The organism is Streptomyces sp. NPDC013317 (assembly GCF_055563155.1).
This window is the reverse complement of record NZ_JBVHDX010000010.1, coordinates 171,003-184,745: the sequence shown is the minus strand read 5'-3', so window position 1 is coordinate 184,745 and position 13,743 is coordinate 171,003. Positions and strand designations below refer to the sequence as shown.

General features: G+C 72.5%; 14 protein-coding genes. 11 read left to right on the top strand and 3 right to left on the bottom strand.

Annotated elements, in window-relative coordinates:
* Positions 1-26 precede the first annotated feature (26 nt).
* From pcaDC to ACZ3IJ_RS25340, 5 genes are all read left to right on the top strand, one after another.
* Positions 27-1,295, top strand: coding sequence for a bifunctional 3-oxoadipate enol-lactonase/4-carboxymuconolactone decarboxylase PcaDC (pcaDC, locus tag ACZ3IJ_RS25360; RefSeq protein ID WP_467471724.1), 1,269 nt, complete (start codon positions 27-29; stop codon positions 1,293-1,295).
* 40 nt (positions 1,296-1,335) lie between these two features.
* Positions 1,336-1,968 (top strand): MBL fold metallo-hydrolase, encoded by a 633-nt coding sequence (locus tag ACZ3IJ_RS25355; RefSeq protein ID WP_467471723.1) that lies wholly within the window; start codon positions 1,336-1,338, stop codon positions 1,966-1,968.
* 66 nt (positions 1,969-2,034) lie between these two features.
* Positions 2,035-2,814 carry an exodeoxyribonuclease III gene (locus ACZ3IJ_RS25350; protein ID WP_391796902.1) on the top strand — a complete coding sequence of 260 codons (780 nt, stop codon included), beginning with the start codon at positions 2,035-2,037 and terminating at the stop codon, positions 2,812-2,814.
* A 78-nt stretch (positions 2,815-2,892) separates the two neighbouring features.
* Complete coding sequence (locus tag ACZ3IJ_RS25345) at positions 2,893-3,327, top strand: DUF6278 family protein (protein ID WP_467471720.1); 435 nt, start codon at positions 2,893-2,895, stop codon at positions 3,325-3,327.
* 149 nt (positions 3,328-3,476) lie between these two features.
* A complete protein-coding gene (locus ACZ3IJ_RS25340) occupies positions 3,477-3,677 on the top strand; it encodes a hypothetical protein (protein WP_467471719.1) in 201 nt (66 codons plus the stop codon).
* Between the two features lie 52 nt (positions 3,678-3,729).
* On the opposite strand, the gene ACZ3IJ_RS25335 is transcribed toward ACZ3IJ_RS25340, so the two are convergent.
* Positions 3,730-5,283: an alpha/beta fold hydrolase gene (locus tag ACZ3IJ_RS25335; protein WP_467471718.1), complete on the bottom strand. Its 1,554-nt coding sequence runs from the start codon at positions 5,281-5,283 to the stop codon at positions 3,730-3,732.
* Positions 5,284-5,406: 123 nt separating this feature from the next.
* The gene (locus ACZ3IJ_RS25330; protein WP_467471716.1) at positions 5,407-6,576 is read right to left on the bottom strand and encodes a L,D-transpeptidase; all 1,170 of its coding nucleotides are present in this window, start codon (positions 6,574-6,576) and stop codon (positions 5,407-5,409) included.
* Between the two features lie 184 nt (positions 6,577-6,760).
* On the opposite strand from ACZ3IJ_RS25330, the gene ACZ3IJ_RS25325 reads away from it, so the two are divergent.
* The gene (locus ACZ3IJ_RS25325; RefSeq protein WP_467471714.1) at positions 6,761-7,372 is read left to right on the top strand and encodes a hypothetical protein; all 612 of its coding nucleotides are present in this window, start codon (positions 6,761-6,763) and stop codon (positions 7,370-7,372) included.
* Positions 7,373-7,440: 68 nt separating this feature from the next.
* A complete protein-coding gene (locus ACZ3IJ_RS25320; RefSeq protein WP_467471912.1) occupies positions 7,441-8,658 on the top strand; it encodes a cytochrome P450 in 1,218 nt (405 codons plus the stop codon).
* Here ACZ3IJ_RS25320 and ACZ3IJ_RS25315 read toward each other — a convergent pair.
* Positions 8,630-9,397: a hypothetical protein gene (locus tag ACZ3IJ_RS25315; RefSeq protein ID WP_467471713.1), complete on the bottom strand. Its 768-nt coding sequence runs from the start codon at positions 9,395-9,397 to the stop codon at positions 8,630-8,632. The genes ACZ3IJ_RS25320 and ACZ3IJ_RS25315 overlap by 29 nt on opposite strands.
* A 104-nt stretch (positions 9,398-9,501) precedes the next feature.
* On the opposite strand from ACZ3IJ_RS25315, the gene ggt reads away from it, so the two are divergent.
* From ggt to ACZ3IJ_RS25295, 4 genes are all read left to right on the top strand, one after another.
* Positions 9,502-11,307 (top strand): gamma-glutamyltransferase, encoded by a 1,806-nt coding sequence (ggt, locus tag ACZ3IJ_RS25310; protein ID WP_467471711.1) that lies wholly within the window; start codon positions 9,502-9,504, stop codon positions 11,305-11,307.
* Between the two features lie 183 nt (positions 11,308-11,490).
* Positions 11,491-11,742, top strand: coding sequence for a helix-turn-helix domain-containing protein (locus ACZ3IJ_RS25305; protein ID WP_467471709.1), 252 nt, complete (start codon positions 11,491-11,493; stop codon positions 11,740-11,742).
* 19 nt (positions 11,743-11,761) lie between these two features.
* Complete coding sequence (locus ACZ3IJ_RS25300; protein ID WP_383172682.1) at positions 11,762-12,142, top strand: PPOX class F420-dependent oxidoreductase; 381 nt, start codon at positions 11,762-11,764, stop codon at positions 12,140-12,142.
* Between the two features lie 154 nt (positions 12,143-12,296).
* Positions 12,297-13,688 (top strand): serine/threonine-protein kinase, encoded by a 1,392-nt coding sequence (locus ACZ3IJ_RS25295; protein ID WP_467471706.1) that lies wholly within the window; start codon positions 12,297-12,299, stop codon positions 13,686-13,688.
* Positions 13,689-13,743 lie beyond the last annotated feature (55 nt).

The window sequence follows — 13,743 nt, the reverse complement described above, 5'->3', positions numbered from 1 at the left end:
CGGTGCGGGATGAGAGGGTCTGGCGGGTGAGTGAGACACCGACGAACACCCTGCAATACCGCATCGACGGCCCCGACGACGCCCCCGTGCTGGTGATCGGACCCTCCCTCGGCACCACCTGGCACATGTGGGATCGGCAGATACCCGAGCTCACCCGGCAGTGGCGCATCGTCCGCTTCGACCTGCCGGGACACGGCGGGGCACCCTCCCGGCCCTTCACCTCCGTGGCGGAGCTCGGCGACCGGCTGCTGGCCACCCTCGACGACCTGGGCGTGCAGCGCTTCGGCTACGCCGGCTGCTCCATCGGCGGCGCCGTCGGCCTGGACCTCGCGCTGCGGGCGCCCCACCGGGTCGCCTCCCTCGCCCTGGTCGCCACCTCGCCCCGGTTCGGCAGCGCCGACGAGTTCCGCCAGCGCGGAGTGATCGTCCGCACCCACGGCCTCGAACCCATGGCCCGTACGGCACCCGAGCAGTGGTTCACGCCCGCCTTCCGCGCCGCGCAGCCGGCGATCGTCGAGTGGGCCGTACAGATGGTCCGCACCACCGACCCCGGCTGCTACATCGGCGCCTGCGAGGCGCTCGCCGTCTTCGACGTACGCGAGGCCCTCGGCCGGATCGGCGTCCCGGCGCTCGTGCTCGTCGGCTCCGACGACCAGGTCACCGGCCCCGCCGAGGCCCGCACCCTGGTCGCCGGGATCGCCGACGCCCGGCTCGCCGTCGTCCCCGGCGCCTCCCACCTCGCACCGGTCGAGCAGCCCGCCGCCGTCACGGAGCTGCTCACCGGCCACTTCGCCGGTGTCGTGCACGACACGCAGAGCGCCGTGCCCGCCCTGGCGATGCCGCCCGTCTCCGCCCCTGTCGTGCCCGTCGCCGAGATCGCGCCCGCCGAGCTGGCGGGCGAGCCCGCGTACGCCGTGCGGACCGACCCGTACGACCAGGGCCTCAGGCTCCGCCGCGAGATCCTGGGCGACGCCCACGTGGACGAGGCGCTGACCGACGAGTACGGCGCCGACCTCCAGGCCCTCCTCACCCGGTACGCCTGGGGTGAGGTGTGGAGCCGGGAAGGCATCGACCGCCGCACGCGCAGCTGTGTCACCCTCACCGCGCTGATCGCCGGCGGCCACCTGGACGCGCTCGCCGACCACACCAGGGCCGCCCTGCGCAACGGGCTGACGCCCGACGAGCTCCGCGAGGTCGTGCTGCAGACCGCCGTCTACTGCGGGCTGCCCGCTGCGGAGAGCGCCCTGCGCGTGATCGGTAGGGTGATCAAGGAGGAGACGACGCCCCAGGCGTAGGCTGAGCGGGCCGGTACGGCCCGTCGCGAGGTGGAGTCCTGTGAAGCTGACGAAGATGTCCCACGCCTGCGTCCGTCTGGAGAAGGACGGGCGGACGCTCGTCATCGACCCGGGCGCGTTCAGCGAACAGGACTCCGCCGTCGGTGCCGACGTCCTGCTCGTCACCCACGAACACCCGGACCATTTCGCCGAGGACCGGCTGCGCGCCGGTCTGGAGTCCAATCCGGCTGCCGAGATCTGGACGCTGCGCAGCGTCGCGGAGAAGCTCTCCGCCGCGTTCCCCGGCCGCGTCCACACCGTCGGCCACGGTGACACCTTCACCGCGGCCGGTTTCGACGTCCAGGTCCACGGCGAACTGCACGCCGTGATCCATCCCGACATCCCCCGGATCACCAACGTCGGCTATCTCGTGGACGGCACCGTCTTCCACCCGGGCGACGCGCTGACCGTGCCCGAGCACCCGGTGGACACGCTGATGCTCCCGGTCATGGCCCCCTGGAACAAGATCGCCGAGGTCATCGACTACGTCCGGGAGGTCAGGCCGCGCCGCGCCTTCGACATCCACGACGCCCTGCTCACGGACCTCGCCCGGCCCATCTACGACCGGCAGATCGGCGAGCTCGGCGGCACGGACCACGGCCGTCTGACCCCGGGGGACTCCACCGAACTGTGACGCAGCGGCGGCGCGGGACGGGCGCGGGACCGGTGACTGTCACACCCCGCCGTTAGGCTTGCGCACATGCGCATCGCGACCTGGAACGTCAATTCGATCACCGCCCGCCTGCCCCGACTCCTGGCCTGGCTGGAGAGCACCGGCACGGACGTGCTGTGCGTCCAGGAGACCAAGTGCACCGCCGAGCAGTTCCCCTCCGAGGCGCTGCGCGAGCTCGGGTACGAGTCGGTGGTCAACGCCACCGGCCGCTGGAACGGCGTGGCGCTGATCTCGAAGGTCGGCCTGGAGGACGTCGTCACCGGACTGACCGACGGCCCCGACTACGAGACGCTCCAGGAGCCGCGGGCCATCTCCGCCACCTGCGGCCCGGTCCGCGTCTGGTCGGTGTACGTGCCGAACGGCCGCGAGGTCGCCCACGAGCACTACGCGTACAAGCTCCGCTGGCTGGAGGCGCTCCGGGCGGCCGTCGCGGAGGACGCGGCGGGCGAGCGGCCCTTCGCCGTCCTTGGCGACTACAACATCGCGCCGACCGACGACGACGTCTGGGACCGGGCGGCCTTCGAGGGCCTCACGCACGTCACCGAACCGGAGCGCGCCGCCCTGGCCGGCCTCCGCGAGACGGGCCTCACGGACGTGGTGCCGCGCCCCCTGAAGTACGACCACCCCTTCACGTACTGGGACTACCGCCAGCTCTGCTTCCCGAAGAACCGGGGCATGCGCATCGACCTGGTGTACGGCAACAAGCCGTTCGCCGACGCGGTCAAGGACAGCTACGTCGACCGCGAGGAGCGCAAGGGCAAGGGTGCGTCCGACCACGCCCCGGTCGTCGTCGACCTGGACGTCTAGCCTTCCGGGACCCGCCCCCGTAGACGATCTCCGCGCGCCGGGTGGTGCCACGGGAGGGTGAAATGCGACGCTGTTCGGATGAACATCCCGTTCCTGGACAACTGGCGCAAGCGGCATGAGGCCGAGCACTCCCTGGCCGCGGCCTTCGACCGCGACCCCCAGGGGGTGGGTGAGCTGCTCGCCGAGTGCGAGCTGCTCCGCGCCAGGGTCCAGGACGCCGGGGTGGTGCTCGACGACACTCCGCGCTCGCTCGCGGCCCTCGACCAGCTTCCGCCGCGCTGGCGCGACGATCCGGAGGAGCTGCCCTGGCTGGGCAACGACGCCGGGCTCTATCTGGGCACCGTCATCGTGCGGAACGTGCCGGGCGCGAGCTGGCAGGTGTGGCCCGGCGGGCAGCCCGTGGTGCGACTGGCCTCGGGGCGTGAGATCAACGTCGTCGAGGCGGGGCTCGACTGGGCCATGAGCGGATCGCCCGAACTCTCCCAGGTGTACGGGGAAGCCGCCGAGTTCTGACCCGGCGCACAGGCCCTCAGCGGCCGCGCACCCCCTCCCTGCAGTAAATACGGCTTATGCCGGTTTTTTGCGTGTCGACCGTGAAGTCCCTTTTGGGGTGGATAGTTTGCGCTGACCTCGACAGTGCCGAAAAGGGGGCAGGGGAGCGTATGGCGGTCGCCGATCTGTTGATCGAGCTACGTGACGTCAACAAACACCGCGGCGCGTCGCACGTGCTGCGGGGGATCACTCTCACCGCCGAGGTATCGCCGGCGCGGACCGGGGTCCGCGAGCGCACACAGGCCGTCGAGCTCGCTCCGGCCGAACCAGGGACGCTGCTGCCGGGTGGGGGCCCCGCCGAGGGGACCTAGCCGCCGCGCAGCAGCGCGCAGGGAGCCATGCCCGCCCGGCAGCAGCCGGTGATCACTCCGCCCGCAGGGGAACCGCCACGTACGAGGGGTCGGACTCCGGGGAGGAGAAGGTCAGCTGTGCGCCGGTCGGGTTGTGCTCGATGTAGAGCGGGTCGACGGTGTCGACGACCAGGGCGAGACGGTGTCCGGCGGGCACGTCGTAGGCCGTGGAGAACAGCTCCAGGTCGACGCCGAACGGGGCGCCCGGCGCCTTGCCGTGGAACGTGTACGGGGCATTGGTGACCAGCTTGCCGAGGCCGAGCGGGCCCACGTCGTAGAGGTACGCGACGAGGGTGCCGCTCTCCTTGGTGGAGGTGACCGTGGTGTGTACCTTCACCGTGCCGCGCACCTTCTGGGACGTGTGGTGGCGCTCGGACTGCCATACGCCGGCGAAGGCGCGGGGGAGGAGGGGGACGGAGGCCACGGGCGGGGTCCTGAACAGCTGGTCCAGGAGGTTGGTGAGCATCACGACGCCGCCGTTGGCGCCGGAGTCGACGTTGGCCCAGATCCGCTGGGTGGAGCCGAGCGCGAACTTCCGCTCGTCCGCGCCGACCGACTTCCAGTCCGGGTAGCCCTCGTAGCCCCCGGTGGAACGGGACTTGAGCTGGACGGGCTGTTCGCGGTCGATGCCGTTGTCGGCGCCCTTGAGATAGCGGTCGAACCAGCGGTGGGCGTTCGTCCACGTGTCGTTGGGCAGCCCGAGCAGGCCGGTGGCCTCGGCGGTGGCGTGGTCGCCGGGCCGGAACTCCAGGCGCTTGGGACCCTGGAGCTTCTCGTAGAAGGAGGCGTACTGGTTGGGCGGGAAGATCGTGTCGCCCCAGGCGTTGCCGAGCATGATCGCGGCGCCGTTGGCGTTGATCCGGTCGAGGTAGGTGACCGCGGAGCGCTTCCTGCCCCACTCGATCATCTCCCCCTCCTTGGCGAGGTTGGAGGAGAGGAAGTCGCCAAGGATCTGCTGGAGTTCGGGTCCCGGGCGGCCGGTGAGGTAGCCCGCGCCGCCGAGCAGCCCGGCGGCCTGGCGGTGCTGGGTGCGACCGCTGTAGATGGACTCGATGAGGTCGGCCCAGCCGCTGAGGGCCGTGACGGCCTTGATCCGGTCGTCGTGCGCGGCGGCGAGGAGGCTGATCCCGGCGCCGTAACTGACGCCCGCCATACCGACCTTCGCGGGGTCGGCCGGGGTATGGGCCAGCGCCCAGTCGATGACCTTGGACGCGTCGGCCACGTCCTTGGGCCCCGCGGTCTCGATCTGGCCACCGGACTGCCAGAAGCCGCGCGAGTTGTAACTCACCACGACGTAGCCGGAGTCGGCGAGCTTCTGGGCCTGTGCCAGGTACTCGATCTGGGGCATGGCCCAGCTGGTGGGGAGCACGATCACGGGGTAGCGGGCCGAACCGTCGGCACCGGCGGGGGTGACGACGTTGGCCTTGAGGACGGTGCCGCCGTCGCCGGCGATGTCGACGAAGCGTACGGACGTGCCGGACTCCGCGGCGTGGGCGGCGGGGGCGAGCCCGAGGGCCGTCCCGGCCACCAGGGCGGCCGAGACGGCGAAGACGAGAGATGTACGCACGGGTCACTCCTCACTCGTGTCACTGGTGGGGACAGTGCAAAGTGACCCGACGGTAACCGGCCAGACTTACCTGGGGTAACCGGTCGGTAAGTTACGCGAGGGTAACGATTGTTGAACGCGAGATCAGCGCAGCGCGCTCTTGGCCTGCCACTCGGTCCAGGAGAGGTTCCACTCGCCATAGCCGTTGTTCAGGGCCTGCGTCCCCTTGGCGCCGGAGCCCGTGATCTCGAAGGGGTCACCCACCTGCACCGCGTCGTACACACTCCGCGCGTTCGCGTCGCTCATGCCGATGCAGCCGGAGCTCCTGTTGGCGCTGCCGAAGTACGCGGCGTTCCACGGGGCCGCGTGGGCGTACATCCCCGACCAGGTCAGGCGCATCGAGTAGTCGACCATCTTGTCGTACGCGTCCCCGAGGCCGACGGTCTCGGAACGCATGTTGATGGTGCCCTCCTTCGACATCAGGACGGTCTTCCCGCGCCAGGACGCCTTCTCGCCGCCCGGCGTGCCGGCCGACATGGGCACGTCCTTGACGGTCTGGCCGTCCCGCAGCAGCCTGAGCCGGTGGTTGTCGAGATCCACCGAGACCAGCTGGTTCCGGCCGATCGTGAACGTGGTGGTGTAGTCGCGTACGAACCAGCCGCCGACGCCGGAGTCGATCCCGCTCAGCGTGGCGTCGAGCGTCACCTTCGTCCCGGACTTCCAGTACTCCTTCGGCCGCCAGTCGACCCGGTCCTTGCCGGACCAGTCCTGCATCCAGCCCCACGAGCCCTCGGTGTCGTTCGAGGTGGTGACCTTGAGGTGCTTCTCGACGTCCGCCTTGTTCTTCACCGGGTGGTCGAACACGATCGACAGCGGCTGGGCGATGCCGACGGTGGTGTTCTTCCCTGGGGCCAGGGTCAGCTTGTTGACCTTGTCCGGGGCGGCGGTGGTGAAGTCCGCCTTCGCGCTGCCCCCGGCGGTGTCCCGCGCCTCGATCGCGTACGCCGTCCCGGGCGCCGCCCGCCGCGCGGACGTCCAGCTCTTCCCGTCCGCCGCCACCTTGCCCTCCAGCCGGGCACCCTTGGAGTCGGTGACGTTCACCTCCTTGAGCCGCTCGCCCTCGGCCAGCGTCACGGTGACGGGCTCGCCGGGCCGGGCCTTGTCACCGGTCAGGTTCACCGAGATCCGCGTCTTCGGCGGAGCCTTGTCGTCACCCCCTGGGCCGCCCGCTCCGCCGGGGCCGCCGGAACACGCACAGAGCCCCAGGGTCAGGGCGGCGGTGACGAGCAGGGCGGGCACGGGTATGCGGTTCACGAGGACGACCTCCGGTGGTGATCTCTTACGGAGGGTGAGAGGGCCGGTGACCGTGATCGGTTCCGAATATGTGGACTATTTCGCCGATGTCGGATGTGAGATGGGCGATACGCGTCGGGACCGGGGCGCCGTGACGGCCTGCCATGATGGGCCGGCTCATCCCCTCGCCCAAGCGATCGGTGTCATGTCCTCCTCCTCCCACGGCTCGGCGGTACCGGGCCTCACTCCGTACCAACACGCCCTCCGGGAGCGGATTCTGGCCGCACCTCAGGTCGCGGCGCCCGCGCCCTGGCGGTCCGTGTTCGACACGTGCGCGCCCGTCGGAGGGCTTGTCGGGATCGGGTTCGGGGAGGATCCGGAACATGGGGGAGACCTCGTGATGGTCGTCTCCCACGCCGGGCGCGGGGTGTTCGACGCCACCACCGGAGAGCGGATCGCTCGTGACCAGGACCCCGAGGGCGAGATCCCCGAGGGACCGGGCCTCACCTGCCCGGGGCTCGGACCGCTCGCCGGGACGCGGGTGCGGATCGCCGGGCTGTACGGAGGAGGGCTGCACACCACCGCCTCCGGCGGGTGGCACGTCGAGGTCGTCGGCCCCGACTGGCCGAACGAACGGGTCCTGCTGAGCGCTTCCGGAGGCATGTTCCACCGCGACGCCCACGGCGAGAAGTGGTGGCATGTCTTCCACTCCCGCTGGTCGGAACTGCGCGCGGTCGGCTTCTCACCCTCCGGGCGGACGCTCGCCGTCGCGACCAGCAGTGACCTCACCCTCTGGACCCGCGCCGAGGCGACCTGATCCCTCAGGACCTGGAATTCCGGCGGTCGTCGCCGCAAGCTGGGGGCGTGGACCGCGACGACCGTGACATGCCCGATGTCTTCGACCCCCGGATCTACGCCGAGGGGATCCCCCACGAGGCCTTCCGGGCGCTGCGTGAGCGGTGGCCCGTCGCCTGGCAGGAGGAGTACGAAGTGCTCGGCTGGCCGGCCGGGACCGGGTTCTGGGCCGTGACGCGCCACGCCGACGTCGTACGGGTGCTCAAGGACTCCGCCGCCTACTCCTCGTACCTCGGCGCCACCCAGATCCGCGACCCCGACCCGGCCGATCTGCCGTTCATCCGGCGGATGATGCTCAACCAGGACCCCCCGCGCCACGGCCGGCTGCGGCGGCTGGTCAGCCGCGCCTTCACGCCCCGGCGGATCGAACGGTTCGCCGCGACCGCGCGGGCGCGCGCCCGCGAGCTGCTGACGGCAGCCGTCGACGCCGGCCCCGAGGTCGACCTCGTCCACGCGGTCACCGACGACTACGCGCTCCTCAACCTCACCGACCTGCTCGGCGTCCCCGCGAGCGACCGCGGTCTGCTGCTCGGCTGGACCGAGCGGGTCATCGCCTACCAGGACCCCGACGAGCCGCCCGTCCTCGACGAACGGGGCCGGCCCGTCAATCCCCGGTCGCCCGCCATGCTCGCCGAGATGTTCGACTACGCCCAGGAGCTCGCCGCCCACAAGCGGAAGAACCCCGCCGACGACATCATGACCACGCTCGCCACCTCCGAACTCCTCCCCGCCGAACTGGAGATGTTCTTCTTCCTGCTGACCGTCGCCGGCAACGACACGGTCCGCAGCGCCGCCCCCGGCGGGCTGCTCGCCCTCGCCGAGCACCCGGACGAACGGCGACGGCTCTGGAGCGGCGAGACCGGCGTCGGGCGGGCCGTCGACGAGCTGCTGCGGTGGCACCCGCCCGTGCTCTCGTTCCGCCGCACCGCCGTCCGCGACACCGAGCTCGCCGGCCGGCCCGTCGCCGCGGGTGACAAGGTCGTCGTCTTCCACGCATCCGCCAACCACGACGAACGCGTCTTCACCGACCCCCACCGCCTCGACCTGGACCGGAGCCCGAACCCGCACGTCTCCTTCGGAGAGGGCCCGCACGTCTGCCTCGGCGCCCACTTCGCCCGGCTCCAGCTCCGCGTCCTGCACGAGGAGGTACGCGACATCCTGGACGACCTCACGCTCGCCGCACCGCCCCGGCGCCTCGTCTCCAACTTCGTCAACGGCGTCAAGACCCTGCCGGTTCGGGTGCGGTAGCAGGGGTCTCGGCCTGCTCGGCCGACCGGGGCGGCTCTGTCCGCGCCGCCCGTGTGACGTCGGCGACCAGCTCCACCACATCGGGGCCGTACGCGTCGGAGTTGACCACCTTGAGGAGCAGCACGAAGGGCCCGCTGCCGTACTTGCGCGCCAACTTCTCGTGATGCCGTGCCAGATGACGGGCCGCCGCCTGGTTGGTCACCGCGGTCTGGCCGCAGAAGAGGAAGACCGGCCGACCCCCGTCGCCTCCGGTGAGGCGCGCGAGGACCACGTACTCGGTCACCCCCTTCGTGAGCCGGTACGTCTCGCCCCCGACCGTGACCTTCCCGCGATGCGCGACCGGGTCCGGCTCCACGGTCATCGTCAAGCCCGGCAGCAGGGACGAGAGATGCGCCGCCATCCGGCGGTTCGACGACGGTCCGCCGACGCAGAACTCCGCGCGGTCCCCGAGACCCTGGCGTGCCTCGTCGTGCTGGACGATCGCAGGCCGCGCCCCGCAGTCCTTGATGAGGGCCGAGAGTTCGAGCAGGGCGGAGACGTCGATGTTGTGCACCGTCCGCTCGCCGCCCGCCTTGCGGTTCATCACCAGCAGGCACTCGGAACCGTCGGTCAGCCCGAAGAACGCCTGCTTGCGCCGGAGCTTGCGGCGCCAGAGATAGGTCCGGGCCAGCCAGCCCAGTGAGGCGCTGACCCCGGTCGCCAGGACCCCCAGCACGACATTGCGCAGGTCTTCATTCATGGGGGCGCATGCTAGCGGCCCGGCGCACCGGTGTTCGAGGCGGTCCTGACGCGAGGGCGGGACGGAAGTTACGCTGCGCGGACGGTCGTTGACTGGAGGTACTAGTGGGACGCTCCACCGCTCGGAAGGTCTCTCTGCTCGCCGTCGCCGTGACGGTGCTCTCCGTGGGGGCCGCGGCGCCGCCGGGCGGCCCCACACCGCCGGCGCCCCCCGTGAAGGAACCCGTCGCCGTCGGGTACGGCGGAGCTGTCGCCAGTGTCGACGCCGACGCCTCCGCCGCCGGAATCGAGGTGCTCCGCAAGGGCGGCAACGCCGTCGACGCGGCCGTCGCCGTGGCCGCGGCCCTCGGCGTCACCGAGCCGTACTCGGCGGGCATCGGCGGGGGCGGGTTCTTCGTCCACTACGACGCCAGGACCCGGACCGTCGGCACGATCGACGGCCGCGAGACCGCGCCCGCCTCGGCGGACGCGAACCTCTTCGTGGAGAACGGCGCGCCCATCCCCTTCGAGGAGGGCATGACCAGCGGCCGGGGCGTCGGGACCCCCGGCACGCCCGCCACCTGGGAGGCCGCGCTCGACGCCTGGGGCACCAAGCCGCTGCGTACCCTGCTCGAACCGGCCGAGCGCCTGGCCCGCGACGGCTTCACCGTCGACGCGACCTTCCGCGCCCAGACGGCCTCGAACGAGGCCCGCTTCCGGGACTTCCCCGCCTCCTCCGAGCTCTTCCTGCCGGGCGGGCAACTCCCGGCCGTCGGCTCCGTCTTCAAGAACCCCGACCTGGCCCGTACGTACGACAAGCTGGGCCGCGAAGGCGTCGGCGCCCTCTACCGGGGTCCGCTGGCCCGGGACATCGTCGACACCGTCCGCAAGCCTCCGGTACGGGAGGGGGCCACGCGTGTGGTCCGCTCCGGCGATCTGACGCAACGTGACCTCGCGGCGTACGAGACCGAACGGCGCAGGCCCACCAAGGTCTCCTACCGCGGTCTCGACGTCTACGGCATGGCCCCCTCCTCGTCCGGCGGCACGAGCGTCGGCGAGGCGCTCAACATCCTGGAGCGCACCGACCTCTCCGCCGCCTCGCAGGCCGCCTATCTGCACCGTTTCATCGAGGCGAGCCGGATCGCCTTCGCCGACCGGGGCCGCTGGGTCGGCGACCCGGCCTTCGAGGACGTGCCGACACGAGAACTGCTCTCGCAGCGGTACGCCGACTCCCGGGAGTGCCTGATCCGGGACGACGCCGTGCTCGCCAGCCCCCTCGCGCCGGGTGACCCGCGCGACCCGGCGGCCTGCGCGAGCGGGGGGACGGCCGCGCCGACCACGTACGAGGGCGAGAACACCACGCACCTCACGGTGGCCGACAAGTGGGGCAACGTCGTCGCGTACACGCTGACCATCGAGTCGACGGGCGGCAGCGGGATCACCGTCCCGGGCCGCGGCTTCCTGCTCAACAACGAGCTGACCGACTTCTCCTTCGCCCCGGCGAACCCGGCCGTCCACGACCCGAACCTCCCCGGTCCCGGGAAGCGCCCCCGCTCCTCGATCTCCCCGACGATCGTCCTCGACCGCCACGACCGACCGGTGCTCGCGCTCGGCTCCCCGGGCGGGGCGACCATCATCACCACCGTGCTCCAGACGCTGACCGGCGTCGTGGACCGGGACCTGCCCCTCGTCGAGGCCATCGCGGCCCCGCGCGCCAGTCAGCGGAACCAGACGACGACGGAGCTGGAACCGGCCCTGTGGAACAGCCCGTTGCGCGCCGAGCTCGAGGCCATCGGCCACGGCTTCCGGCAGAACCCGGAGATCGGCGCGGCCACCGGCGTCCAGCGGCTGCCGGACGGCCGCTGGATCGCCGCGGCGGAGAAGGCGCGGCGCGGCGGCGGCTCGGCGATGGTGGTGCGGCCGGCGGGGTAGGCCGCGCACGGGCCCTCGGGCCCGCCTGGCATACGCCCCCACGGGGGCGGGACTGGTACACGAGGTCCCGCCCCCGCCCTACAGCGCCGTCAGGATCCGCGGGCCGTCGTCCGTGATGGCCACCGTGTGCCCGGGCGTCCCTCGCGGGATCCCCATTACTGTACCGGTATTACAATGGTGGGCATGGTGCGCACACCCCTGACCCTCGAAGAGCGCGAACGCGGCGAGCGGCTCGGCCGCATCCTGCGCGAGGCGCGCGGAGGTCGCTCGATGGTCGAGATCGCCGCGGCCGCGGGACTCTCCGCCGAGACCCTCCGCAAGATCGAGACCGGGCGGGCCCCGACCCCCGCCTTCTTCACCGTCGCGGCCCTCGCCGGAGTCCTCGGACTCTCGATGGACGACCTCGTCACCCGGTGCGCACTGGTGCCGGTCTGACGCCACTAGGCTCGGCGGCATGATTCCCGAGGAGCTGCGACGCGGTCGCTACGTCAGCCTGACCACCTTCCGCCGGAACGGCACCGGTGTCGCCACGCCGGTCTGGTACGCGGTCGAGGGCGACGAGCTGTACGCCTGGACCCGTACCGACTCCTGGAAGGTCAAGCGGCTGCGGAACGACCCGCGGACCGTCGTCGCCGTATGCGACGTGCGCGGGAACGTCGCGGAGGGTGCGGTGCGCCTGGAGGGCTCCGGCCGGCTCCTGGAGGGTGAGGAGCTGCGACGGGTGCGGAAGCTCCTCTCGCGCAAGTACACCTGGCAGTTCTGGCTCGTCGACTGGCCCGCGACGATCGCCCGGCTGGGCAAGCGGCCGCACACCGGCATAGCGGTGAGTTTCTGACCCGTTCGCCACCGGAGCGGGCGACGGACGAAAACAGTCCGTAGCCGTCCCGTAACACGACTGGGGTCGAATACCCCCGGACCGGAAGGGCCCAGTCGAGTGCGCGGGCGGTGCGGACGATATGACGGTGTATCAACTCCCTTCGGAGGTAGGCGTGTTCGCGCGCTACCTCAGAGGCATTGCGGCGAGCCTGGTGCCGGGTGAAGGCTGGTACGGCGTCTTCGCCGGCCGTGACCCGGAAGGTCTGCGGGCCTGCTTCGACGGTACGGAGATCCTGCCCTGGGACGTCGTCGAGTCGCTGCTCCACGATCTGGGCGAGCCGGCGTCCGGGCCGCAGGCCACCCGGGCGCGGGTCCTGCACGGCGCGGCCGCGGCGGCCCACGACCGGCGCCCGGGCGGGGCGGAGGCGCTGCGCGGACGCCTGGAGGCGATGGAGCGCGAGCGGCGGTACGCCGAGGCCCGCGCCCAGGAGCTGGGCGCCGCGCTGAGGGAGGCGCGGGGCACCCCGGACGCCGACCGGATCGACGGCGAACTGGCCTGGACCCGGGACGACCACGCCCGCGCGACCGCGCGCATCGCCGACCTCACGTCCCGCCTGGCGGCGCTCAGGCCCGAGGGGGCCCCCGACTCCGTCTCCGGGCCCGGCGCGGGCCATGGGTCCGGCTCCGTCCCCGGGCCCGCCTCCGGCTTCCCGTCCGCTTCCGGTCCGGCGCACGCTTCCGGCCCGGCATCCGCCTCCGGCGCCCGGCGATCCGGCCCTGCCTCCGGCGCGGGCCCGGCGCCTGACACCGCCCCTGAGGCCGCCGCCCCCGCCCCCGCCCCTGCCTCCGCCCCCGCGTCACGGCGGAGGGCGCGGGGTGCGCGGTACGCGGGGCTCGGTGAGGTCGAGTCGGGCGCGGAGGGCGTACCGGTGCCCGCGCCCGTGCCCGACCTGCCGACGGCCGGCGCGGCGCCGCGCGGGGCCAGGTTCGGGGGAGTCGAGGAGCCCGTCGCCTCCGACCCCGTTCCCGCCGCCGAAGCGGCCCGCGCGGCCGGGAACGCGGTCTACGCGCTCCAGCGGCTGCGCTCCCAGGGGCGAAGCGGCGAGGCGCACGCACTGCTCTGCGAGGCCGTCTCCGGGCCGCCCGCGTGGCTCCCCGCGCTCGCCGAGGAGCTGCACCGGGCCGGCCTCGGCGCCGACTGGTCCACGCTCCTGTGGGAGGCGGCGCTGCTGCCGCCCGAGCGGCTCGCGGCCGTCGCCGGGGCGCTCGCCGACGCGGGCCGGTCCGAGGACTGCGAGCGGCTGCTGCGGCAGGGAGTCGCCCGCCCGGTCGGCGAACTCGCGGGCGCGTGCGCCGCGCTGCACGCCGAAGGGCACCATCGCGAGGCGCAGGCCCTGCTCACCGCCTTCCTCCTGGTCCGTACGCCCGTGGACGCCGCCCACCTCGCCGCCGCCGACCCGCAGACGCTGATCCCCCAACTCCGCACCGCCGCCGCCGCGATCTCCCCGGCCCTCGGGCGCGACCTGGCCCACGCCCTGCGCGTGGCGGGCCTCGCGGGAGCCTGACCCGGCTCCGGGCCCGGATCCTGGCCCGGCGCCGAGCCCGGCCCGAGCCGATGTG

Bases quoted from the DNA above. Each gene is read 5' to 3' on its own strand.
- ACZ3IJ_RS25350 (WP_391796902.1), top strand. From the start codon at position 2,035: ATGCGCATCGCGACCTGGAACGTCAATTCGATCACCGCCCGCCTGCCC.
- ACZ3IJ_RS25345 (WP_467471720.1), top strand. From the start codon at position 2,893: ATGAACATCCCGTTCCTGGACAACTGGCGCAAGCGGCATGAGGCCGAG.
- ACZ3IJ_RS25340 (WP_467471719.1), top strand. From the start codon at position 3,477: ATGGCGGTCGCCGATCTGTTGATCGAGCTACGTGACGTCAACAAACAC.
- ACZ3IJ_RS25325 (WP_467471714.1), top strand. From the start codon at position 6,761: ATGTCCTCCTCCTCCCACGGCTCGGCGGTACCGGGCCTCACTCCGTAC.
- ACZ3IJ_RS25320 (WP_467471912.1), top strand. From the start codon at position 7,441: ATGCCCGATGTCTTCGACCCCCGGATCTACGCCGAGGGGATCCCCCAC.
- ACZ3IJ_RS25315 (WP_467471713.1), bottom strand. From the start codon at position 9,397: ATGAATGAAGACCTGCGCAATGTCGTGCTGGGGGTCCTGGCGACCGGG.
- ACZ3IJ_RS25305 (WP_467471709.1), top strand. From the start codon at position 11,491: ATGGTGCGCACACCCCTGACCCTCGAAGAGCGCGAACGCGGCGAGCGG.
- ACZ3IJ_RS25300 (WP_383172682.1), top strand. From the start codon at position 11,762: ATGATTCCCGAGGAGCTGCGACGCGGTCGCTACGTCAGCCTGACCACC.